This window comes from Salicibibacter halophilus, assembly GCF_006740705.1.
Classification (GTDB): domain Bacteria; phylum Bacillota; class Bacilli; order Bacillales; family Marinococcaceae; genus Salicibibacter; species Salicibibacter halophilus.
Genome location: NZ_CP035485.1, coordinates 3,402,946 through 3,426,899 on the forward strand (window position 1 = coordinate 3,402,946; position 23,954 = coordinate 3,426,899).

The 23,954-nt window shown below is 45.4% G+C and carries 25 protein-coding genes and 1 pseudogene; 21 read left to right on the top strand and 5 right to left on the bottom strand.

From position 1 onward, the window contains the following. Positions 1-97 precede the first annotated feature (97 nt). Positions 98-1,606 carry a BCCT family transporter gene (locus EPH95_RS16670; RefSeq protein WP_142091112.1) on the top strand — a complete coding sequence of 503 codons (1,509 nt, stop codon included), beginning with the start codon at positions 98-100 and terminating at the stop codon, positions 1,604-1,606. Between the two features lie 696 nt (positions 1,607-2,302). Here EPH95_RS16670 and istB read toward each other — a convergent pair. Together istB and istA are read right to left on the bottom strand one after the other, a co-directional pair. Beyond that, the gene (gene istB / locus EPH95_RS16675) at positions 2,303-3,097 is read right to left on the bottom strand and encodes an IS21-like element helper ATPase IstB (protein WP_142086603.1); all 795 of its coding nucleotides are present in this window, start codon (positions 3,095-3,097) and stop codon (positions 2,303-2,305) included. Further along, positions 3,094-4,677, bottom strand: coding sequence for an IS21 family transposase (gene istA, locus EPH95_RS16680; protein ID WP_142086600.1), 1,584 nt, complete (start codon positions 4,675-4,677; stop codon positions 3,094-3,096). The genes istB and istA overlap by 4 nt, the downstream gene beginning before the upstream one ends. 488 nt (positions 4,678-5,165) lie before the next feature. Between istA and EPH95_RS19860 the strand changes: the two are divergent. The 9 genes and pseudogenes from EPH95_RS19860 to EPH95_RS16715 form a co-directional block, all read left to right on the top strand. After that, a pseudogene (locus EPH95_RS19860) lies at positions 5,166-5,800 on the top strand (reverse transcriptase domain-containing protein); the annotation flags it as partial. Positions 5,801-5,821: 21 nt separating this feature from the next. Further along, positions 5,822-6,307 (top strand): group II intron maturase-specific domain-containing protein, encoded by a 486-nt coding sequence (locus tag EPH95_RS19865; protein ID WP_405127466.1) that lies wholly within the window; start codon positions 5,822-5,824, stop codon positions 6,305-6,307. Positions 6,308-6,690: 383 nt separating this feature from the next. Next, positions 6,691-7,581 (top strand): type III polyketide synthase, encoded by an 891-nt coding sequence (locus EPH95_RS16690; protein WP_319592793.1) that lies wholly within the window; start codon positions 6,691-6,693, stop codon positions 7,579-7,581. Continuing rightward, on the top strand, positions 7,536-7,751 hold the full coding sequence (locus EPH95_RS19725; protein WP_319592794.1) for a hypothetical protein: 216 nt from the start codon (positions 7,536-7,538) through the stop codon (positions 7,749-7,751). Before EPH95_RS16690 ends, EPH95_RS19725 begins: the two co-directional genes overlap by 46 nt. Positions 7,752-7,755: 4 nt before the next feature. After that, the gene (locus EPH95_RS16695; RefSeq protein ID WP_142091113.1) at positions 7,756-8,286 is read left to right on the top strand and encodes an isoprenylcysteine carboxyl methyltransferase family protein; all 531 of its coding nucleotides are present in this window, start codon (positions 7,756-7,758) and stop codon (positions 8,284-8,286) included. Between the two features lie 71 nt (positions 8,287-8,357). Beyond that, entirely contained in the window at positions 8,358-8,897 is a 540-nt protein-coding gene (locus tag EPH95_RS16700) for a DUF2179 domain-containing protein (RefSeq protein WP_193556986.1), read from the top strand. Next, positions 8,898-9,077, top strand: coding sequence for an NETI motif-containing protein (locus tag EPH95_RS16705; protein WP_142091114.1), 180 nt, complete (start codon positions 8,898-8,900; stop codon positions 9,075-9,077). Positions 9,078-9,248: 171 nt separating this feature from the next. Then, positions 9,249-10,562, top strand: coding sequence for a Na+/H+ antiporter family protein (locus tag EPH95_RS16710; RefSeq protein WP_142091115.1), 1,314 nt, complete (start codon positions 9,249-9,251; stop codon positions 10,560-10,562). 79 nt (positions 10,563-10,641) lie between these two features. Continuing rightward, positions 10,642-11,136, top strand: coding sequence for a hemerythrin domain-containing protein (locus EPH95_RS16715; protein ID WP_142091116.1), 495 nt, complete (start codon positions 10,642-10,644; stop codon positions 11,134-11,136). Positions 11,137-11,277: 141 nt separating this feature from the next. Here EPH95_RS16715 and EPH95_RS19875 read toward each other — a convergent pair whose 3' ends face one another. The 3 genes from EPH95_RS19875 to EPH95_RS19880 form a co-directional block, all read right to left on the bottom strand. Then, positions 11,278-11,397, bottom strand: a complete 120-nt coding sequence (locus EPH95_RS19875) for a transporter associated domain-containing protein (RefSeq protein ID WP_227004162.1) — start codon at positions 11,395-11,397, stop codon at positions 11,278-11,280. Beyond that, positions 11,345-11,605 carry a hypothetical protein gene (locus EPH95_RS19340; RefSeq protein WP_227004168.1) on the bottom strand — a complete coding sequence of 87 codons (261 nt, stop codon included), beginning with the start codon at positions 11,603-11,605 and terminating at the stop codon, positions 11,345-11,347. The genes EPH95_RS19875 and EPH95_RS19340 overlap by 53 nt, the downstream gene beginning before the upstream one ends. An 86-nt stretch (positions 11,606-11,691) precedes the next feature. After that, positions 11,692-11,886: a CNNM domain-containing protein gene (locus tag EPH95_RS19880; protein WP_142091118.1), complete on the bottom strand. Its 195-nt coding sequence runs from the start codon at positions 11,884-11,886 to the stop codon at positions 11,692-11,694. 220 nt (positions 11,887-12,106) lie between these two features. On the opposite strand from EPH95_RS19880, the gene EPH95_RS19555 reads away from it, so the two are divergent. From EPH95_RS19555 to EPH95_RS16780, 11 genes are all read left to right on the top strand, one after another. Continuing rightward, positions 12,107-12,562 (top strand): efflux RND transporter permease subunit, encoded by a 456-nt coding sequence (locus EPH95_RS19555; RefSeq protein WP_142091119.1) that lies wholly within the window; start codon positions 12,107-12,109, stop codon positions 12,560-12,562. After that, positions 12,550-15,204, top strand: coding sequence for an efflux RND transporter permease subunit (locus tag EPH95_RS16735; RefSeq protein ID WP_160141832.1), 2,655 nt, complete (start codon positions 12,550-12,552; stop codon positions 15,202-15,204). Before EPH95_RS19555 ends, EPH95_RS16735 begins: the two co-directional genes overlap by 13 nt. Positions 15,205-15,318: 114 nt before the next feature. Next, positions 15,319-15,780, top strand: a complete 462-nt coding sequence (locus EPH95_RS16740) for a universal stress protein (protein ID WP_160141833.1) — start codon at positions 15,319-15,321, stop codon at positions 15,778-15,780. Positions 15,781-16,015: 235 nt separating this feature from the next. Continuing rightward, positions 16,016-16,231, top strand: a complete 216-nt coding sequence (locus EPH95_RS16745) for a hypothetical protein (protein WP_142091122.1) — start codon at positions 16,016-16,018, stop codon at positions 16,229-16,231. A gap of 117 nt (positions 16,232-16,348) precedes the next feature. Further along, positions 16,349-16,837, top strand: a complete 489-nt coding sequence (locus EPH95_RS16750) for an arsinothricin resistance N-acetyltransferase ArsN1 family A (RefSeq protein WP_142091123.1) — start codon at positions 16,349-16,351, stop codon at positions 16,835-16,837. A 107-nt stretch (positions 16,838-16,944) separates the two neighbouring features. Beyond that, on the top strand, positions 16,945-18,774 hold the full coding sequence (locus EPH95_RS16755; RefSeq protein WP_142091124.1) for a UbiD family decarboxylase: 1,830 nt from the start codon (positions 16,945-16,947) through the stop codon (positions 18,772-18,774). Between the two features lie 178 nt (positions 18,775-18,952). Continuing rightward, positions 18,953-19,582 (top strand): N-acetylmuramoyl-L-alanine amidase family protein, encoded by a 630-nt coding sequence (locus EPH95_RS16760; RefSeq protein WP_142091125.1) that lies wholly within the window; start codon positions 18,953-18,955, stop codon positions 19,580-19,582. A gap of 215 nt (positions 19,583-19,797) precedes the next feature. Next, complete coding sequence (purU, locus tag EPH95_RS16765) at positions 19,798-20,685, top strand: formyltetrahydrofolate deformylase (protein WP_142091126.1); 888 nt, start codon at positions 19,798-19,800, stop codon at positions 20,683-20,685. A 118-nt stretch (positions 20,686-20,803) separates the two neighbouring features. Beyond that, positions 20,804-21,445, top strand: coding sequence for a TetR/AcrR family transcriptional regulator (locus EPH95_RS16770; RefSeq protein ID WP_142091127.1), 642 nt, complete (start codon positions 20,804-20,806; stop codon positions 21,443-21,445). After that, complete coding sequence (locus EPH95_RS16775; RefSeq protein ID WP_142091128.1) at positions 21,442-22,350, top strand: ABC transporter ATP-binding protein; 909 nt, start codon at positions 21,442-21,444, stop codon at positions 22,348-22,350. The genes EPH95_RS16770 and EPH95_RS16775 overlap by 4 nt, the downstream gene beginning before the upstream one ends. Then, the gene (locus EPH95_RS16780; protein WP_142091129.1) at positions 22,350-23,951 is read left to right on the top strand and encodes an ABC transporter permease; all 1,602 of its coding nucleotides are present in this window, start codon (positions 22,350-22,352) and stop codon (positions 23,949-23,951) included. The genes EPH95_RS16775 and EPH95_RS16780 overlap by 1 nt, the downstream gene beginning before the upstream one ends. Positions 23,952-23,954 lie beyond the last annotated feature (3 nt).

Genomic DNA, 23,954 nt, shown 5'->3' on the forward strand with positions numbered 1-23,954 from the left:
GGACAAAAATAGGCGGCTGTTAAAAATTTATAATTGCTAACCGCTATTTTTTCTAGTATTATCTATGCCTATGTTGTTTTTTTAGGAGGATAAGGTAGTGAATCAAAAATTAGACTGGCCAGTGTTTGCTATTAGTGGAGGGGCACTTGTGCTTTTTGTCGTTGCCTCGTTGATGAATGCAGGTGCTGTAGCTGATATGGTGGATCTATTATTTGGATGGGCGACATCCTATTTTGGTGCTTTTTGGCAAGTGTTTATGGTGCTTGTATTTGCAATCGCGCTTGGATTAATGATATCTCGATATGGGAACGTTCGGTTAGGTGTTCAAAATCGTCCCGATACGAATTATTTTAAATGGATCGCGATGATCGTTACAACATTGATGGCAGGCGGCGGTGTCTTTTGGGCTGCTGCTGAACCTATTTATCATTTTCTGGAAACCCCACCTATGTATGGGGATGTGCCACCTGCAGAGGAAGCAACCGTCACTCCTGCATTAGCGCAATCTTTTTTGGATTGGGGCTTTTTAGCATGGGCGGTTAATGGAACGCTGGTTGCCGTCGTTGTTATGTACGGACAGTCAAAAGGGATGCCATTAAAACCAAGAATTTTGCTTTTCCCGATTTTTGGAGAAAAGATTATGAAAAGAAGTGTGTTGGGGACGTTAGTGGATACTTGTGCAATCGTAGCTGTCGCCGCTGGTACCATTGGTCCCATTGGTTTTCTTGGATTGCAGGCAGCTTATATGATGGATGATTTGTTCGGGATACCTAACACCTTAATCACCCAATTAGTGGTTGTTGCCGTCCTTATATTGATCGCCGCGATTTCTGCTATGACCGGTATTCATAAAGGCATCCAATTTTTGAGTCGTTTTAATGTTATTTTTGCTCTAGTGTTAAGCGTGGTTATCTTGCTGCTTGGCCCCGCGAGATTCATCATTGATAGTTTTATCGAATCCTATGGCATCTATGTGCAGGATTTCTTAAAGCTTGCTTTCTACAGGGGGGATGAAGATTGGTTATCCCAATGGACCCTATTCTTTTGGGGTTGGTTCATCGGCTATGCGCCAATGATGGGGATATTCATTGGCCGGATTTCTAATGGCAGAACGCTTCGTGAATTGTTTTTAGCTGTCATCATTATTGCTCCGCTAGTGATGAACTTTTGGTTCACCGTGATTGGCGGATCAGGGATCTTTTTTGAACAGCAAAATCCAGGCTCCGTTGGAGGCCCTCTAGATGAAGGAGGTCTGGCGGCATCCATTAATGCGATCGTAACTCAGCTCCCGCTAGGCTTTTGGATCGCGGCGGCCTTCTTGGTTGTAACGGTGGTCTTTGTTGCAACGACCGCGGATACGATGTCTTACACGATATCGATGTCCATTACGGGAAGAGAAAATCCACAAAAAGGTGTACGTGTTTTTTGGGCAGTGATCATGGGCGCTGTGGCCTCTGTTCTAATTGTGATTGGCGAAAGCAGTGTTGATGCCTTGCAATCCTTTATCGTTGTGACCGCAGTACCCGTCTCGCTTATCTTGTTACCGATATTATGGCTGGCGCCGAGAGTAGCGAAAAAGATGGCAAAAGATCAAGGGATAAAATAACGCGGAAAGTGAATGATCCTAGGGGCAAATCATTTTTGATTTGCCCCTTATTTAGGGTGTGCCCGGCATGTGCACATTCTCTAGGGTTAAAGTCCCGAACGGTGAAGGTCGTTGTAGCCGTTAGCCGATGGCAAGGGTGTCCGGGGTGACTCGGAATCTGAAGGAAGCCGGAGGCAAATCTCCGCCCTGAGGTACACGAACCTCATCAGGCGTGTTTTCTTGGATGAGGCTGCACTACAAGTCAAAGTCCAAACGACCAAAGGGGAAGTACGTAAATGAGGTGGGGATATGGAGAGGAAGAATGTGTCCTTACCCGGGGAGGTCTGACGGAAAAGCGGAACACTGTATTTGTCAACTCAAAATCCGGCCAAATGTTCATTGAATTTCCGTCCAATCGTGAATTACTTCACAATTTTTTTAGCCGAAAAAATAAAACAAAATCTTCCGTGCTGATGAGCTGAGTGTTAGATCAAAAGACCTGTTTTTAGCTGGATAAGAGGCACATGCCTTTGAATGTTTTTATCCTAAGCTTGTATTCAGTTGTCAAAGAACAGAAAATCAAATCCCTTTGCGCTACATTTTTGCCGTAGCGAGGATCGTTACGTGCTTCCAGTGGCTATTATCGCTTTTATCATCCGTTAGATACCATTCCTCCTTGGTTTGGGCTGGTGATTGGCGCGGATCCAGAAGCATCCATCATGACGGCTGAGATACGCCTGAATGTTGTGTTCCCAGCCAAGCCTTGGTCTCTTTCATGCGATAAGAGCTCCCGTTCATATTGACAATATGCGCTTGATGAGTAAGGCGATCAATCATCGCTGCCGTCATGACTTCGTCCTGAAAGATTTCCCCCCAACGTTCAAAAGATAGATTTGTCGTGATTATCGTTGATTTGCGCCCCGCACGAAGGGATAGATGGGTGAAAAGTTGTTCCGCCCCTTCTTTATCAAAGGAGATATAGCCCATCTCATCAGCGATCACCAGATCATATTTCTCAAATCGGCTTTGAAAGTTACGAAGGGTGTTCTCCGCCCGTGTTTCCTTGATGCGGTTAACAAGAATCGGGACGGTCGTAAACCAAACTTTAAACCCTTCTAAACAAGCTTTCATCCCCAAGCCGATAGCCATGTGGGTCTTCCCCGTCCCGGCGTTTCCGGCAAAAATGGCATTCCGCCCTTCACGGATAAAGTCAAGAGTTTTTAGGGTCTTGAGCTGTTTCTGGGCATCTTCAGGCAAGTCTTGCACGGAAAGGTCTTCCAAGTATTTTTTCTGGCTGAACTCCGCCCGGCGGATGCGATTATAGCGGGCGGATTCCCGTCGGGCGTCCTGTTCTTTTTGCAGAAGTTTTGCCAGAAAGGCTTCATAGCTGATATCCTGCAGATTAGCTTCTGACGCATGCTCAGCCAAGTGTCTGCGAATCATTGGTAACTTTAATTCTTTCGCGTATGATTGAACGTCTGCGTGCCATTCTTCTTGGGTTTTGAGTGTCAATGAACCCCCTCCTTGGGTGCCTTCATTTGAAACAACTGATCATAATCACTCATATGGGTTCTGGCTTGTTCGGTAATGGCTTCTGTATCCTGGGACATTGAAGCTGCTGTGACCGGCTGTTCGTTGTTTTTGTCACATATCGCTTTTATTTTATCGGTGGTGACGTGTTTCGGATGCATCGCTGCCAGTTGGTCAATGGCGGTTAAGACGCCGTCGAGATCACCTTCGTCCCGCAAGTAGTGACATAATGCTATGAAATCACGCTCCTTACCTGTATAATACGTCTTGTAAATATCTTTGATTTTTTGATCCGCCTGGTGCAGGGCTAAGCTTCCCGCCAATGCACCGGGCTTTTTTTGTAAGGTCTCCAAGACGTGTGAGAGTTGAAGGTTCCACCGATGGTGGCCACTGAGCCGTTCATGATTGGCTATACACGCTTCGTTGTAAAAGCAACGGATGCGCTCCGCGTATACCTTCACCATGATCATTTCGCCAACCAAATGATCAGGAACCGAATAACGGTTTTGCTCGATTACCAGGGTCGCGTATTTATCCACTCGAGCATACTGCACACGGGCAGCATCCCATTTTGGCGGTGCTTCTAAAAGATACTCATGTTCTTGCTCGAGGCGCTGTTTGGGCGTTTGGCCTTCGTATTGGCTCATGGGTTTCTGATTGAGTTTTTCCGAACATAACGTCTCGAGATAGTGGTTCGCTTCTTCCAAGCTATCAAAGATATCTTTGTTAGAGAATGCCTTCCGTCGGATGACATCTACACTGCGTTCCACATGCCCCTTTTCATTGCCACGGCGGATATTACAGAATCGGCAGTGAAACCCGTAATACATCATCAGTTGCATCAGCCCTTCTGTGGGCTCCTTATCCCCGGCCAGACGCCTAACGGCCACGCGCATGTTGTCATAGGTGAGCGTGGTATGAACACCGCCGATATGGGCAAAGAAACGGGCATGCGCTTCTTGAAAGCACTCGGTCGTTTGCTTGGGAAACAGACAAGCCCAACGGTAATTCCCATACGCCGATGTAAAGACGGCCATTTGGAACGTCTGTAACCGTCCGTCAACCGTTATTCTTACATCCCCCCAGTCAAACTCACAAACATCTCCGGGCATGTACGTTTCTTTAATAAAAGCCTCCTTGGCTTTATGTTCCAATTGGCGCACCAACCGTCGGACCGTACTGTAACTAATGTCCACCTCCTCATCTTCCAAGACCTCATACATGTCCATGACCGTTTTTTGTTGTTTCCGCTGCCCTTTTTGACGCTTTTCCCGGTTTTCTTCAAGGAAAGCAAGGATTCGTTGCTCAATCTCCGGTGTCAGTTTACGTTTGGGTCGAGAACCGGTAGTGTAGATCGGCTTCTCTGTTAAGGATTCGATCAAAGCATCGACTTCGACATCTTCGCCTCCTTCCATGAGTTGTTTGCGCTTCTGTTCATATTCCTTTACGTATTTACTGACGGTCTCCCGGTGTATCCCTATATCTCGGGCAACTTTTCGTATCGACTTCCCCTCTTGCATATACTGTATTAATGATTGGTACTTTTGGCTCATGGTGATCATCTCTCCTGCCCCCACCTGTATGTATTGCACAGGTGAGATTTTCAATCTTACTGGCCGGATTTTCAATGAACACGGTGGCCGATTTTTAAGTTATCATATACAGAACACCTTCCGTAACCACATGCATGAGCACGTGCTGAGCCGTCAGAAGTCAGCCGAGGTCGTAGTACTTCTCCGTTCCAAACGAGAAGGAAGGACCGAATCGGCCAAGGAGCACCATCGCTCGGCGTACGTCCAACGTGAAGAAGCAGAAACACCCAATGTGGACCTACTCGAATGGGGGACACGGTGAATTCCATGGGAGCTGTTCGAGAGGGTGGAGCGTGTGGACCACACAAAGAATCCGATGATGCACGAAGGAGTTTATAACGATGATGCACGAGATCTTATCACGGAAGAATCTCAGCGAAGCACTCCAACGAGTGGAAAAGAATAAAGGAAGTGCCGGTGTAGACGGGATGAGCACCAAAGCCGTGCGAGGATATCTCATGACGAATTGGTCATCTTTGAGAGAAGAGATCCAGCAGGGCACATATCAGCCGGACCCCGTCCGGCGTGTCGATATCCCGAAACCGTCCGGCGGTACACGAACCTTAGGGATTCCGACAGTGAAAGATCGTTTCATCCAACAAGCGATCGCCCAAGTGTTATCGAAACACATGGATCCCACTTTCTCCGAGCATAGTTATGGCTTTCGTCCAGGACGACGGGGACACAATGCCGTTCGGAAAGCAAGGGGCTACATTCAAGAAGGGCGGAGATGGGTCGTCGATATCGATCTATCGAAGTTCTTTGATCGTGTTCATCATGATCGCTTGATGCGTCGATTAAGTCAGATCACGTCCGATGCATCCGTCCTATCCCTGATTCGCAAATACTTGCAAGCAGGGATCATGGAGCAAGGGCTCGTACAACCGAACACGGAAGGTACCCCTCAGGGGGACCTTTAAGTCCACTTCTTTCGAATATTGTGCTGGATGAATGGGATAAGGAACTTGAAAAGCGAGGGTACGCCTTTGTCCGCTACGCCGATGACTGCCAAATCTACGTCAGGTCTCGCCGTGCGGCGGTACAGACGTCAGAGAAGATGACGCGGTTTCTCGAAGAGAAACTACGTCTGAAGGTGAATCGGGAGAAAAGTGCGGTGGATCGTCCTTGGCGGCGGAACTTTCTGGGCTTTAGTTTTACGAGTCATCGGAAGGCGCCGAAAATCCGAGTGTCAAAGCAAAGCATCCAACGATGCAAAGACAGGATTCGCGCGCTTACGTCACGCCGAAAATCAATGGCGATGACGGATCGGATCGACCGCCTCAACCAGTATCTGATTGGTTGGATGGGTTATTTCCAACTGGCAGAAACGCCATCAATCTTTCAAGAACTTGACCAATGGATTCGCAGACGATTGCGGATGATTCGGTGGAAAGAGTGGAAGAAGGTGAAGACGAAGTTCAAGAATCTGGTAGCCCTTGGCGTTCCGCGCCCAAAAGCATGGGAATGGGCGAACACAAGGAAGGCTTATTGGCGTATCGCTCATAGTCCAATATTACACAAAACTCTCGGCACCCAATACTGGGCAAACCAAGGGTTGAAAAGCTTGTTGGAGCGTTATAAATATCTTCGTTCGACTTGACCGAAACCGCCGTATACGGATCCGTACGTACGGTGGTGTGAGAGGACGGCAGTTAGTCACTGCCTCCTACTCGATACTCGTTCGGCTCAATTCCGCACTCAGTGGGCAAAGTGTAGCGAATATGCTGAAGAGACTGCAGCATCGGTATGACAAAAGACCAAGGACCGGAGAATATGTCGAAGGGAACCCGAAAGAAGCACGGGAACGAAAAAAGCCATCTATTTGGGCTTCTTCCCCACGCTTTAGCCTCCGTTTTTTCACTATTCACTCTTTGTTATCTCGTGATAAACCTGCATAGTAAAAATATGCGAGGTTTTTGTGTGTTCTTCCTCATTTTTTTCGGAAAAAAGGTAATACTAGGGAGAACGAGGGGGGATAAAATAATGCCTGTTATTGAAGCGGTGTCGACGGCGATCCCGCCTTATGAAGCGTCACAAACGGATGTTGCCCATATGGTTCGCACACTCTTTAAAAATGACTTCGGTGATATTGATCGTTTGCTGAAAGTTTTTGATCACGGACAAATCAACACAAGACAATTTGCAAAGCCGCTGGAATGGTATCAGGAAGCGCACAGTTTTGGGGAAAAGAATGAAGCGTTCACGACACATGCGGTTCAATTGGGAGCATTGGCTGTTGAAAAATGCTTAGAAGAAGCAGGCATCCGTAAAAATGATCTCTCTGCATTCATCTCGGTAACTAGCACTGGTCTTGCCACGCCCTCGCTTGACGCACGTATCATGAACGAATTGCAACTCCCCGCACATATGACCCGAATTCCTCTTTGGGGCTTGGGATGCGGCGGCGGTGCAGCAGGTTTGGCACGTGCCGCTGAATATTGCCGGGTGTATCCGGACGCACGCGTACTCGTGCTTTGCGTCGAACTGTGCAGTTTAACGTTTCAACATGGCGATCGATCAAAGAGCAACTTTATCGGTGCTTCTTTATTTTCTGATGGTGTGGCTTGCGCACTCGTAGCAGGAGAGGAAGTTCCACTTATCGGAACCACTCGCCCCCATATCATGGACACCCAAACGACATTGATGCCTGATTCCGAATCCGTGATGGGTTGGGAGGTTGGCGATGAAGGCATGTACGTCGTGTTTTCAAGGGATATCCCATCGATAGTGACTTCCTGGGTGGCATCGAATATCAAGCAATTTTTAAAACGCCTAGGCAAAAATGATAATGATATAACTGTATTGGCCGCTCACCCGGGGGAAGAAAAGTGCTGGATGCCTATGAAGAAGCATTGGACTTGTCACCGGACCTAACCGCCCATGCAAGAAAGGTCCTTGCCAATCATGGAAATATGTCTTCGCCAACCGTTTTGTACGTGTTAAAAGAAATCCTGCAGCAAAATTATCCAGAAGAGACTGAAGGATTGGCTACCGCCCTTGGTCCGGGATTTAGTTCCGAGTTACTCTGGCTGGAATGGAGGTGAAAAAATGACACTGTTCGTGTTGTTATATTTGTGGGTTATTGGTCAACGCTGTTTTGAATTATGGTGGGCACGAAAAAATGAAGCGTGGATGCGCGCGAAAGGAGGCGTTGAACACGGAAGCGAACATTTTCCGTGGATGGTTGTGTTACATAGTGCTTTTCTCGTGTCGCTTTTGTTTGAAGCGTATTTTCATGCGTTTGCCCTCATGCCGGGTTGGCCGGTGCTGCTCATCCTGTTTCTCGGTGCGCAAGGTTTGCGCGCGTGGGTGATGGGCTCCCTCGGACGGTTCTGGAATTTGAAAGTGATGGTGTTGCCAGGTGAAAATATCATCCAGAAGGGACCGTATCGTTGGTTGAAGCATCCAAATTATCTTGTGGTGATGGCAGAAATTCTGTTGCTGCCGCTGATGTTTCAAGCGTACGTAACGGCTGTTGTTTTTACCATTGCCAATGCATGCATGCTCTTTTTTATTCGGATTCCCGTCGAGGAACATGCGCTCAACGCTTATCGCGGTGTCGAAACGCGCGAAAAATAATGCTTCCCGAAACCGTCAATTCATGATATATTTTTGCAGAAAATAATCATGATTCGAGAGGATTGACCGCCTTGGGAAGTTTTTTGCTTGAAAATGCCTGGACGTTGCTGTTCATTATTTTGATGATCAACGTGGCCTATGTTAGTTTATTTACGCTTCGCATGATTTTAACGCTAAAGGGCATTCGTTACGGAGCAGCGGTAGTCGGTATGGCGGAAATCACCATTTATGTGACCGGCCTTGGTCTTGTGCTTGATAACATGACGTCAGTGCTTCATGTTATGGCTTACGCTTTAGGGTTCGGTATTGGTGTCATTGTCGGTATGAAGATTGAAGAAAAGTTGGCATTAGGGTATATTGCCGTTAACGTTATTACGAAAGAATATGAACCGGACATTCCGAACCAACTGCGTGACAAAGGGTATGGCGTGACCAATTGGATCGCTTACGGAAGAGAGGGAGAGCGCATGATGATGGAGATTTTAACCTCCCGTAAATCGGAACGAGATTTATTTGCTACTGTCAAATCACTCGATCCCAAGGCGTTTATCATCTCGCATGAGCCGAAAAATTTCCATGGCGGTTTCTGGGTAAAAGGAGTGCGGCGTTAAATGGGAAAAAAGGTAAAGTATGAAGTCGGAGAAAAAGAAACAATTGCGGAATGTTTAGAGAGAATCGCAAGAGACGGATACCAACCTGTGCGCAGAGTGGAAGTGCCGGTATTTCGGGAAGGGGAAGTGGACATGGAAGTCGCCAAGCAGCGGGTGCAATTTGAGGTGAAAAAGAAATAAGTTTATAAACAGAATTGAGCAAGAGGCTATATCAAGTGCCGTTTCTGATATAGGTTTCTTTTTTATGCTAAAATAGGAAAGCGAGTTTTTGATTCGGATACTCGTAGATATGCGCACAAACGATCTGTCTAAAAAATTTGCTTTAAACACCGTGCTAGGAGAGGAATTTTATTGTTCAATGCTGTTATTGTTTCTGTTTTTGTTTTAGTTGTACTCAGTTTGCTGCGGGTGAATGTTGTTTTATCCTTGCTTGTGGCTGCGCTTGCCGCGGGGTTAATCACGGGGATGTCATTGGTCGATACGACCGAGTTATTAGTATCCGGCATGGGTGGGCAAGCAGAAACTGCTTTAAGTTATATTTTACTCGGTGTTTTTGCAGTTATGATCGGCTATTCGGGTATTACCGGTTTTTTGGTAAACAGCTTAACTACTGTGCTTAAAGGAAAAAAAGCATTTTTGCTGTTAACGATTGCCGCGGTCGCTTCTTTCTCGCAAAACTTAGTGCCGGTTCATATCGCATTTATCCCGGTTCTTATCCCGCCGCTTTTGCAATTGTTTGATCGAATGAAGCTGAATCGGAAAGGCGTGGCGGTCTCCCTAACCTTCGGGTTGAAAGCCCCGTATATGATGATTCCGGCGGGATTTGGGTTGATTTTTCATGGGATTATAGTAGAAGAAATGAATACGAATGGCATGGCTATCGAATCTAGCGATATTCCGACAGCTATGTTCATCCCGGTCCTGGGGATGGTCGTTGGTTTGTTGTTCGCTATTTTCGTCAGTTATCGAAAAGATAAAGAGCCAAAGGCAAATCATAACATCAACCAAGAAGTTGCCGCAGAGACGGAGACAGATAATAATCTTTCCTTTACATTGCTTCATTTTTTCACAATCATCGCGATTATCGGAGCCTTTATTGTTCAAATTATCACTGATTCTCTGATTCTCGGGGCATTGAGCGGGATCGCTTTAATGTTGGCATTACGCGTCGTTCCATTTACATCCGCGGATGAAATGGTGAATGACGGGATCAAAATGATGGGGATGATCGGTTTTGTCATGCTGATCGCTTCCGGTTATGCAAAGGTACTGAAAGAAACGGGCGCGGTTGACCGTTTGGTCGCTTCTACAACAGAGATGCTCGGAGATAACATGTACATGGCTGCGCTGTTAATGTTACTGGTGGGTTTAATTATAACGACCGGGATTGGAACGTCATTCGGTACCATACCGATTTTGGCAACCTTGTTCGTTCCTTTATGTATAACGATGGGTTTTTCGCCTTTAGCCACGGCAGCTTTAATCGGAACAGCCGGAGCGATCGGTGACGCCGGATCGCCAGCTTCGGACAGCACTCTCGGACCGACAGCCGGGTTGAATGCCGACGGCAACCACCATCACATTTGGGATACATGTGTCCCAACGTTCTTGCACTTTAACATTCCGTTGTTCATTTTCGGCTTGGCAGCAGCAATGATTCTATAAATGGGCGCGATCCGCTCGGACCCCCTTTTGTTTTTTGTCCCTCTCTATAAAAATGGTATAATAGAAGGAGGGGATAAAAATGACAAAAAAGGGAAAAGGAATCAAGCGGCATGAATCATTATACCCATTGTCTCACCATCACCAAAATGGGCTCGCAGTCGCCCTTCATTTGAAACGGGCGGAAACCGAGGAAAGTACCTTCACTGTTGAAGAAACCAAATTTAAACTGCAACGATATTGGGAAAATGGCGGGAGTGAACATTTTCGTGATGAGGAAGAGCTTTTGCTTCCCGCGTATGCCAGGTATGCTTCGCTTGCTCAGCCGGAGATCTCGGAAATGTTGGTCGAGCACGTGCAAATACGGGCATTGGTTCAACAGGTACTCGAAACAGACGCTGGCGCGGAAGACATGCATCGCCTCGGAAAGCTTTGGGAGCAACATATACGGAAAGAAGAACGCGTGATCTTTCCGATGTTGGAGAAAGCGTTACCGGAAGACACTTTAGAGAAATTACACCCGCATTTCCACCGGATGGACCCTCCATCCGAAGGCGTTTTTTATGACCCTCTTTGATAGTTGCCTGAAAAAATGACTGTTGATCGGCAATCAATTGTGAAACCCTCGCAATTGATTGTTTTGCATTATAAAAACCGGAGGCAGGACAGGTTCTCTTTGTAAGGCTGGGAAGAGGAAAATCGTTCAGTTCCTGCCAATCTATTTTTCATCCCCCTCTTTCGTTATTTTTACTGTACGAATTTTTTTCGTATCCGCATCAAGAATTTCAAATGTTAAATGCTCGTATTTTAAAACCTCCCCAACTTGGGGTACATAGATCTTCTTTGTAAACAGGGTATCGACTAAACTGATTCTGCAAGAAGATTTCTCGTGCTTCCCCAAAATTTGTATCAGCAGTAATCCCCTGTACATCAATTCTGGGCGTTTGCAATACGTCCGCAACATTTAAATTTGGGAAATCCAGCATCCCTGTTAAACCATACATTTCTTCATTTTCAAACGTTCCTTCCGTATATCCAATGTCCACCACCGTACGCAATTCTTCCTTCGAAAACGACGTTTGTGCTCCTTGGTTTCGTCCTAAAACTTTGATAACGAGATGCGTGAAAGCATTTAATTAAGAATGTAACCGGTTTTAATACTGTAAGAATAACCCGCGTTCTTCTGAGATTTTTTGTCACCGTTTTCAGCTCTCGTTTGAATCTTGATTTTATTTGCAGCTGTTAACGCCGTTTCACTACCGGAAAAAAAACTAGAAGCGATAAACAATAATATAATGGCGATAATCCATTTGCAAGTTGGTTGCATGACCTTTAGGTTGTGCGCGTAAGCATTGCTTATAGAATTACCAGATGGATCGGCCAGTATAAACCATTGTCCTTTTTAACATATATTTTGCTTCGGAAAATGTCAAAAAAATGCAACCTGAACCCACCAATAATGAATTTTAAGAAAAGTATTGATTTTAGCGTTTGGTCATGTAGGATAGTTATTGGTTGAAGAAAAATTCTGTAAAAGGAGTGGGGAAATGAACTGGTTGAGGTTGTTGTTGAAAAGAAAGTTAATCGTTGGTTTGCTGTCCATCTTTGTTTTATTGTTCGGCGTTTATGCCAGCAGCGATCTCGATGTGGAGATGATGCCAGGCATTACGATGGACATGGGGATGGTCCAAATTGACGCAGGTGAACTAAATACGTTGGATATGGAAGATACCGTTATCCAGCCCATTGAGGATCGTCTGGATGAAATGGAGAATATTGATACATATGAAACAACGATCACGTTAGGCAATGGTTCAATCATGATCATGTTTGAAGAAGGGGAAGGGGACGATGCTTTTGTCGAAGTAGAAGCAGCCATGGCCGAAATGGAAAACGAGATCGCTGAGATTGATCATGTTTTTTCCATGCAAGCTTCCATGAACCCCCCTATGAACTGCATTATGATTTATACGGGGCAGATAATGAAGAATTGGCGTATGTAGCAGAGGAGGTCATCCAACCTCGGCTGGAGTCTCTTACTGAGGTCAGAGAAGTAGATGCGGCCACTGAAGACAGTGAAGAACTCGTCATTGAGTTGGACCAAGAACAATTGCAGGAAGATGGGATTGACCCTCAACACATCTTAGAACTTTTCAGGGAGGAAAACCAGAATAGGGCTATTGGGGAATTATCGGAAGAAGACGATGAGCCTCGTTTAAGATGGGATGGCACAATGCTTAGTGTGGAAGATATCGAGGATATGCAGATATCGACCCCTGATGGGCCGGAAGCGTTGGAAGAGTATGCGTCCATTGAGATAGCCCAGGCAGACACAACAACCACAGCATGGAAAAATGGAGAAGAAGACTACGTTTTTTTGCAAATCGGCCGTTCCGATGATGTAACCGAGGTGGAAATGACGGAAGCAGTGCGGGCAGAGGTCGAGGACATGAAAGCAGAAGGGCTGCCGGGAGGCGTTGACCTTGAGGAAATGTTGGCCACTGCCGACTATATCAACAATGATCTTCGCGACATTCAGACAAATGTGTTGTACGGCGGAATACTAGCACTATTGGTATTATTTACATTTCTGAGAAGCATTCGTGCCACTGCGATTGTCGGCATTTCCATTCCCTTATCTCTTTTGCTAACATTTTCGATGATGTGGCTCATGGACTACAGTATCAATGTGATGACACTACTTGCCCTCGGGTTGGGAATCGCGATGATGGTCGATGCCTCCATCGTTATTTTGGAGTCCATTTATCGAAAGATGCAACTGGGTTTCCCAAAATTTGAAGCCGTTATCGAGGGAACAAAAGAAGTATCGACCGCTGTCCTTGCTTCGATGTTGACGACCGTTGTCGTTTTTTTACCGATTGGTATTTTAAGCGGGGACGTGGGAGAATTCATCATGATGTTGGCGATGGTCATCATCATAACGCTCGTTAGTTCCGTGATCATTTCGTTCACCGTTATTCCTGTATTGTCAGACAAGTGGATCAGAATGAAAGAATCCAACGTTCACAAAAAAGAATCCAGGATATTGCGAACGTATGGACGATTCGTTGATTGGATGTCTTGGAAAAAATGGCGCAGATGGCTGGTGTCTACCGGATTCGCGTTTCTATTTTTCCTCTCTCTTTTCCTGGTTGCATTTGTGCCCATGAGCATGATGCCGGATGTATTGGAACGACAAGCTGAACTTATCGTGAATTTGGATAGCCATACCGATGATGAGGACAAAGAAGAAATTGCAAATGCCATGCATGAGCGCTTGTCCGATACACCTGATGTGTCCGATTATACCGTTATCACGGATGAAGATATGATGTTTGCTTTCGTAAATATGACACCGGAAGAAGAAGCCACCCTGCCTCAAGCGCAGGTAAATACGGAAATCATGAACAATTTGGAAGCACTGGAAGAAGATTATCCGATTCAAAATGTCGTTATGTCCATGGAAGCGGGGGAAATGGGGAACCCCGTAGAAATTATCGTGCAAGGGGATAGTCTGGAAGGACTTCATGAGATAGCCGAGGATATGGAAACCGGACTGGAAAACATCGACGGCGTCACGGGGGTTCATCATTCCTTGTCAGATATGGAAACGGAAGAGCAGTTTGTCATTGATGAAGAGGCAGTCGAAGACGCAGGTTTAACGACCGGTCAAGTGCGTGAGCAGATTGAAGCTGCTTTCATGAATGAACAGATTGACGAAATTACCTTGGACGGTCGTGACTATCCTGTTTTTATGAACTCGGATTTGGAAGTGGCCAGCTTAGATGAACTTGAAAATTTAGCAATTGAAATCCCGCCGGAAGAAGAAGTTCTTATGCCAGGAGATGAACCGGAAGAAGCTGACACAATGGACTTGGAAGAACTTGTGGAATTGGAAACGATTGAGGCTCCACAAGAATTGGTGCATGAGGATGGTCAGCGGATTGTAAAAGTCATGGCTAGCCTGGAAGACCGTGACCTCGGTTCCGTTAATGCAGACGTACAGGAGATGATTGCCGGCTATAACTTTGATGATGGTTATACGGCCGGATTTGGTGGACAGATGGAGCAACAGCAAGAGATGATGATGGAAATGATGTACATTTTCCTCATTTCCATCTTTCTTGTATATGTAGTAATGGCGATCCAATTTAACCATTTGATCCACCCTCTTGTAATCATGTCTGTGATCCCGATGACTATTGTGGGGGTTATTCTTGGCCTGTTGATTACACAGCAAGAATTAAACCCGATATCTGCGATGGGCTCTCTGATTCTCGTTGGGATTGTCCTCAATAATGCCATTTTACTGGTCGACCGTACGAAACAATTGCGAAAACAGGGTTGGGATCGGGCTAACGCTTTACAAGAAGCCGGGAAAAACCGCATGCGTCCGATCTTTATGACAACGCTGACCACCGTGGCAGGGATGCTTCCTTTAGCATTGGCAACAGGGAGCGCCAGTAATTACCAGGCCCCTATGGCAACGGTGATCATATTCGGGTTGTTATTTGCGACGTTAATTACCTTGCTCCTCGTCCCCTCCGTATATATGATCATGGAAGATCTATTGGGTTGGCCCAAACGTTATATGATCAAGCGAAAACATAAGAAAGGTACAGAAATATCTACGGAGAAGGGTTAAAAAAGTATTTTATTGACAATCCGTTTATATAGATGTTATTTTCTCCTGAAACTTATCGTTGACTGCACATGATCAAAGGTTTATGGTGGTTTTGTTTACAAAGGGGGAATTTCATTGTCCGATTCTAAAAACATTCTCGTCTGTGTGGATGCGGAGCAATTTTTATCAAATGATACATTTAATCAAGCTTGTGCCACTGCATTAAAACAAGATGCAAAACTTTTTATTACAACCATTGTTGACCCTAAGCCATATGCACCGATGTCAAGGTTTGATTCAAAAATTGTGGAAAGGGCAGGGCAGCAAGCTTCTGAAACCTTGCAAATGTACAAACAGAAAGCAGAAAAAAAAGGAATCTCCGATCCCGAGACGATACTTGATGTTGGGACACCACAGGTGAGAATTACCCGCCATATTGCTCCTAATTATAACATTGACCTTATTATCGCTGGTGAAACAGTCGGAAAAAGAGCGGAGCGAGTACTCACCGGAAGCATTTCAAAAGGGATTGCTAAACGGGCTGCTTGTGAAGTCAATATAGTGAAAAGCACCGGGGAAGTGGTTACTAAAGTCTGAACGATAAGGGCGGTTGATCCGAGAAGAGGGTCCCGCTCTTATTTTTCGTTTAGGGAACACTTGTTTTGTTATTAATTTGTGCTCTTCTATATATAAGACAATATTCCCTTCGCGTTCCTCGCGCGGACTGGAAATTTATATTTACGGAAGGATGTGATAAGATAATGACAAATGGAGCATTGGCTTTTGTTCATGAGGAACCTGCCCCGTAATGATAGGAAAGGAAGCGAACGATATGAGTGATGCAACGCACCCTGATCCACCGACATTAAAACCTTTTCTTGATGGGCTGAGGGAAGAGGGCAAGGAACTTGGAAGAGCTGAAGGAAAGAATGAAAGGACAATAGAAATAGCCGTGGAAATGCTAAAAAAAGATTTTCCGGTTGAAGAAATTCTTGAAGTAACAAATCTTTCGAAGAAAAAATTGGAAGCCATTAAAGATAAGAATTAGTTTTCTTACATTCCATTCCAAAGACTTGCTTTTCAATGATAGCAGGCCTTATTGGGATGATTTTTTTGTGAAGAATGAGATGACGAAATTGTACCGGATACAAAGGGGAGTTATCGTTTGATACGAACACGACATGCGAAAGAAGAAGATCTGCCTGAGATTTTGGATATTTACAACCAAGGCATTCATGACCGAATTGCGACACTGGATACAGACGAAAAAGAAATGCCTATGATGACAGCCTGGTTCCATGAGCGTGAGGAGGCATCACCGATGCTCATCGCCGAAAAGCAGGAAACCATTGTAGGTTGGGCTTCCTTAAGTCCTTTTTCTTCTCGAAATGTTTATAGGAAAGTTGCAATGTTATCAGTTTATGTTGCTCGGCAACAACGGGGAAATGGCATTGGTAAAGTATTATTGAGCGCGATTGAGACAGAGGCAAAAAAAGCCGGTCTTCATAAAATTGTTTTATTTTCATTGCCGTTTAATAAACAAGGGCATCGACTCTATGATTCAGCCGGATATCGCACGGTCGGTGTCATGAAAGAACAAGGTCTGATGGACGGGGAATACATCGATATTACTTTGATGGAAAAAATCGTGTAAGACAATGGGCGGAAACGTCGAGATATGGAAAACAACATGATATCATAGAGCAGAGAATATACGAGAAAGGGTTGGAGCATACATGCCAATTCTCCATGAGAGATATAATGTATAGAAGTTTGGAAGAATGCGTGCTCGATTTAGAACAACAGGGCAAACTTGTCCGAATTCGCGAGGAGGTCGATCCCTATTTGGAGATGGCCGCTATCCATCGCCGCGTCTATCAAGAGGGTGGACCTGCGATTTTATTTGAAAATGTGAAAGGAACGAACTACCGGGCTGTCTCCAATTTATTCGGAACGCCGGAGCGCAGTAAATACATGTTTCGCAAAACATGGGACGGCGTGCATGATGTGATCGCCATGCGCGATGATCCGATGAGCGCCCTTAAGCATCCGTTGAAAAATGTGGGTACCGGATTTTCAGCGATGAAAGCATTGCCTATGCGCTTAACGAGTGTGAATGTATCTAATTTAGAAGAAATTAACATTTCTGATTTACCGATGATCCAGTCATGGCCGGAGGACGGCGGGGCATTCGTAACGTTGCCGCAAGTGTATACCGAAGATCCCGACAACCCGGGGATCATGAACGCAAATGTGGGGATGTACCGGGCGCAGCTCAATGGCAATGACTATGAACGGAACAAAGAAATCGGGATGCATTACCAGATTCACCGCGGCATTGGCGTCCACCATACGAAAGCAAAGGAAAAAGGTGAACCGTTAAAAGTCAGTATTTTTATTGGCGGCCCCCCGGCACACACGTTGGCAGCTGTCATGCCGCTTCCTGAAGGGCTTAGTGAAATGTTGTTTGCAGGCCTCCTTTCAGGGCGCCGATTTCGGCATAGTTATGAGGACGGCTATGTGATCAGTCATGACGCCGATTTTGTCATCACCGGAGAGGTTCATCCCGAGGATACGAAGCCGGAAGGCCCGTTTGGCGACCATCTCGGCTATTACAGTCTTAAGCATCTTTTCCCGGTGCTGCGCATCCATAAAGTATATGGGAAACCGGACGCGATATGGCCGTTCACCGTTGTGGGTCGTCCGCCGCAAGAAGATACGAGTTTTGGCGAGATAATTCATGAATTGACTGGAAAAGCGGTGACGCAAGAACTTCCGGGTGTAAAAGAAGTCCATGCCGTTGACGCTGCCGGGGTCCATCCATTGTTATTTGCGATCGGAAGCGAACGATATACCCCTTTTGAAAACGTACAAAAGCCGATGGAACTGCTGACAATTGCCAATCGCATTCTCGGGTTCGGCCAATTGAGCCTGGCGAAATATCTATGGATTACCGCTGAAGATGATGCCCCGATCAATATCCATGACGAATTCGGTTTTATGCAATACATTCTTGAGCGGATTGACCTTCATCGCGACCTCCATTTCCAGACCAAGACTACGATTGATACGCTTGATTATTCAGGAACAGGGTTGAACAGCGGAAGCAAAGTGATTTTGGCTGCTTACGGAGATAAAAAGCGTGAACTATGCCGTCAAATTCCTGCCGGTATGGGGAAAATGAAGCGTTTGAAAAACCCGAAACTTGTCATGCCCGGTGTGGTAGCAATCGAAATAAACGCCTATCAAGATGAACAGAAAGCGACAGAGGCCATAAACGTAATGATTGACGAACTCGTGGAAAGCAGTGACATGTCCGCTTGTCCGCTGGTCATCGTTTGTGATGACAGTGATTTTCTCAGTCAAACAAAGGAAAATTTTCTATGGGCAACATTTACACGCAGCAATCCCTCGCATGACATGCATGGGGTCAATTCCTTTATTGAAAACAAACATTGGGGTTGTGACACGATGATCATTGATGCACGCATGAAACCCCACCATGCCCCGCCGCTCATTGAAGATAAAGAAGTAGAAGCAAACATTGAGCGTTTTTTTGAAAATGGTCGTTTCGGCAGGGACCGTCGTTAATTCATTTGTGCCGCGATGACAAAAGCAGTCCCCCTCAGCGGATCTGAAGTTCTTGTCTAAGGGTGACAAATGTTTCAATTTCGTTAATAAAAGTACCATTTTTACGTAAATCACTTGGTAATAGATTCTCTTTTTTTGTAAAATAAGATAATATATTGCAAAAAAAGGAGAATTTAATATGATAAGGAAAAAATTTGTTTTGAAAGGAGCAATAGTTTTCATCTTCAGCTTGGCCAGTGTTACCGGATTATCTCTTCAGAAGGCAGATGCAAGTGTCTCGGGAGAAACGATCGCGATCGATGCCGGTCATGGTGGACATGATAATGGAGCTACCGGTCATGGTTTGTATGAAAAAGAGCTCGTGTATGATGTGGCGCATCGTACACAACAACGTCTGGAAGAAGCAGGAGCGGAAGTGATCATGACGAGAGATGGAGATTACTTTGTGGAGCTCATCGACCGGGCGAATATGGCTAATGACGGCGGAGCAGATTCCTTTGTCAGCATCCATGCGAATGCACATTCAGATTCTTCCGTAAGTGGCACGGAAACTTTCCATCATCCGTCAGATTCGGAAGGGGGCACATTGGCTGCCGATCTGCAAACTAGCATGGTTCAAGAGTTTGGCAGCACCGACCGCGGCGTGAAAACCGCTGATTTCAGTGTACTTCGTAATTCGGACATGCCCGCGGCTTTAGCTGAATTAGGATTTGTGACCAATCAAGAAGAAGCCGATACGATGATGACCGATGCCTTCCGTAACGATGCAGCCAACGCGATATACCAAGGCCTTCATGAGTATCATTAATAAACATAAACATCAATCAAGGGGCTCCCTTGATTGATTTGTCATTTGGCTGATATTTTGCGTGAGTTGGCTGATAAATGGCTAGTTTCCGCTGATACCGGGTTTCACGGGAAAATATCGTTGATAGCTTCGTAGGCATGACAAACGCATGTTATAATAACCAATAAGGGAGTATATACTCAAATACTAGATACCAAGGAGTTGCCATTGAATCAATGAAGAATCATCGCCAGGCTTTTCAACAGGACAATAAAAACCGCGGACGACTGCTCATTAGCTGCCCGGATCAGCCGGGTATTGTTGCAGCCGTTTCTCAATTTTTAGCGAATCATCAAGCAAACATCATTGAATCCAGCCAATATTCGACCAATCCCGAAGGCGGCGATTTCTTCATCCGGATTGAATTCGAATGCCCGGACATCGAATCGAAAAAACCATTACTGCAAGAAGAATTCTGGAAAATCGCTCAATCGTTTTCGATGGAGTGGACGCTATCATTTGTACATGATTTAAGAAAAGCGGCGATTTTTGTGTCCAAGGAACTTCATTGTTTGCGCGAGTTGCTTTTAGAGTGGGAAAACGGAGACTTGATGATGGATATCCCACTTGTCATCAGCAATCATCCGGATGCAAAAGATTTTGTTGAATCGTTCGGTATCCCATTTGTTCATATTCCGGCGAACAAAAACAATCGGCAAGAAGCCGAACAACAGCAACTCAAGCTATTGGAAGAATATAATATTGATATCATCATTCTCGCGCGCTATATGCAAATATTGACCCCGACTTTTGTTAAGGCTTACTCCGAGAAAATCATCAATATCCATCATTCCTTTTTGCCCGCGTTCGTAGGCGCTAATCCGTATGCTCGTGCATTTGAACGAGGGGTCAAAATTATCGGAGCCACCTCCCACTATGTTACCAATGACCTCGACGAAGGACCGATCATTGAGCAAGACATCAAACGCGTCAATCATCGCGATCAGGTGGAAGATTTAAAAAAGAACGGCCGGATCATCGAAAGAAGCGTTCTCGTGCGCGCGGTAAAGTGGCATATTGATGACAGAATTATTGTCTACGATAATAAAACAATCATATTTTAAAGGGGCTGTCGTTTAGAGGCAGTCCTTTTTTATCCAGGGTATTGACCAGTATGGTCGACTAATATTATACTTAAATCGACCAATATGGTCTGTTTCAAAAAACGAAGGAGAGGAAGCTATGAATGAAACGTTTAAAAATCTAGATGATTCCAAACAATACCGCATCCTGAATGCTGCGCTTCAAGAATTCGCCGAACATGGGTACGATCAGGCGTCCACGAATAAAATCATCAAAAGCGCCGGCATCGGCAAAGGGATGCTTTTTCACTATTTTAATAATAAGAAAGACCTTTATGAATATCTGATTGATTATGCCATTAACGTGATGCAATATGAATATTTCATTTTGATCGATATAAATGAATCGGATTTCATCGAAAGAATGAAGCAAATCGCCCGGATTAAAGCAGACTATCTCGCTAAGCATCCATATGTTGGTTATTTTATAGGAACTGTTCTCGTGAATAATAAAGAATCAATGCCGGCGGAATTAGAAATTCGTTTGGAGCATCTTCGAAAAACCGGAAATGAAATATTATATAAAAATATTGATAAAACCTTATTTCGAGATGATGTCGATGTAGAGAAAGCTTTTAGACTTATTCGTTGGGCCATTGAGGGGTACCAGAATGAATTAATACAACAATTTAAAGGCAAAAAGCTTTCACACGTTGATTTACAACCCTATTGGGATGAATTCTATGAATACATGGACGTTTTAAAAACAAGCTTTTATAGAGGACGGGAGGATGCGAAATGAATCTATTAACCGTGAACGACTTAACGAAAAAGTTTGGCCAATTCACCGCCCTGGATGGCGTCAATATTGACGTAAAAGAAGGGGAGATTTATGGGTTCATAGGTCCGAACGGTGCGGGTAAATCGACGACCATTCGTGTGCTTCTCGGCATATTAAAGGCAACAAAAGGAGAGGCGAAAATCTTCGGCAAAAATGTGTGGAAGGATGCCGTTGATATTCATAAACACATTGCTTATGTGCCCGGGGATGTGAACTTGTGGCCGAATTTAACCGGCGGTGAAGTGATTGATCTGTTCGTGAAATTGCGCGGTGGCAATCACAGAAGCAAACGGAAGGAACTGATCGAAAAATTTAATCTGGACCCTACAAAAAAATGCCGTACTTATTCCAAAGGGAACCGTCAAAAAGTCGCGTTAGTGGCAGCTTTCGCCTCCGAAGCAGATCTGTACATTTTGGACGAACCAACTTCCGGCCTTGATCCTCTTATGGAGCAAGTGTTTCAAGAATATGTATTGGATGTGAAACAAAGGGGCAAGAGTGTCTTGTTATCCAGCCATATTTTATCGGAAGTCGAAAAGTTATGCGATCGCGTCGGCATTATTCGCCAAGGAAAAATGATTGAAACAGGGACGCTTGATGAGCTGCGCCATCTAACGAGAACCAATATGCTTGTGGAAACGAAAAACCCGATTACGTCAATAAATGAAATCAAAGGGATTCATGATCTCGTCCATCAAGGCAAGGCCCTTTCCTTTCAGGTCGATGCTGAAGAACTGGACAATGTGATCAAACACATCAGCCGATTTGGCATTGTGAAATTAGAAAGCGCGCCGCCAACACTGGAAGATCTATTTATGCGGCATTATGAGCAAAAGGATGGATCTGGAGCCGGAGGTGGAACTTGATGGCGGCCTCGTTTCTAAAAAATACCGCCTCTCTTGCGAAGTTGATCGTTAGAAGGGACCGCTTCCGCATTCCACTATGGGTGATCGGCATTACCTTCTTTACGTTAATTGTGCCGGTCGCTTTCACTGATCTTTATCCATCCCAAGAAGAACGGGACGGGATGGCAGAAACGATGGAAAACCCGGCGATGACTGCAATGGTTGGCCCGGGTGACCTGGAAAATTATACGATAGGCGCCATGACCGCACATCAAGTGCTTCTGTTCACCGCTGTCGTCGTGGGGGTAATGAGCATTTTGCTGATGACGCGCCATACACGGGCGGATGAAGAAGACGGACGCATCGAAATGATTCGTTCGCTGCCGGTCGGCCGGCTTTCCAATCTTAACGCAACGTTATTTGTCATATGTGCCGTGAATGTGATCTTGGCTCTCATCAATGGATTTGGCTTATACGCGTTAGGGATTGAAAGCATGGATCTAGAAGGATCTTTGCTGTACGGTACTGCTTTGGGGGCTGCCGGCATTTGTTTTGCCGGCGTGGCCGCCACGTTTGCCCAGCTTTCCCAGAATTCCCGCGATACCATCGGCTTTTCTATTGCCGTGTTACTCATTGCCTATCTTATTCGCGCGCTCGGTGATGTCAGTAACGAAACATTGTCTTGGTTTTCCCCGCTAAATTGGGTGACGAGGACAGAAGTTTATGCAACGAATCATTGGTGGCCCATTTTGATGTTGATCGGTCTCTCGATCCTTTTATTTGCCATCGCAAACTATTTGAACGCCATTCGTGACTTGGAAGCAGGTTTTTTTCCGGCAAAACCGGGTCGAAGAAACGCGTCTTTCTTTTTACAACACCCATTGGGCCTAGCTTTAAAGTTGCAACGAACCGCCATTATCGCGTGGGCGATCGGCGTGTTCGTTATTGGCGCTTCTTATGGATCCGTTTTAGGTGATTTGGAAGCATTCTTTGCAGGCAATGAAATGATGGAGCAACTGCTTTTACAAGAGGAAGGCTATACATTAACGGAACAGTTTATTCCGATGCTCATGATTGTCATGGGACTGCTTGCAACGGTGCCACCTGTAATGGCCATGCTTAAACTTCACTGGGAAGAAAAAAAGAACCGTATCGAACATGTGCTTAGCCGGGCGGTTTCGAGGACAAGATTAATGGGAAGCTATCTGGTCCTCGCGGTCGTGAATGGATTTATTATGCTTTCATTGGCTGGCATCGGTCTTTGGAGCGCGGGCACGGTTGCCATGGAAGAAGGATTGGATTTTGGGGCGATCTACGGGGCTTCCATTGTCTACTATCCGGCTATGCTTGTGATGATAGGGCTTGCCGTATTGCTCATTGGTTTTATACCAAAAATAACCAGTGTCGTTTGGCTTTATCTTTTCTATGCCTTTATTGTCCTTTATTTTGGCGGATTGTTTGACTTTCCGGAATGGGTCGGCCACTTGTCGCCATTCGGGCATATTCCTCAGCTCCTGGTGGATGAACTGGCGTGGGTGCCGATGATTACGTTGACTATTCTCGCGGCCGGTCTGATGATCGCTGGTTTTATCGGTTATCGAAGCAGGGATATCGAGGGGTGACGG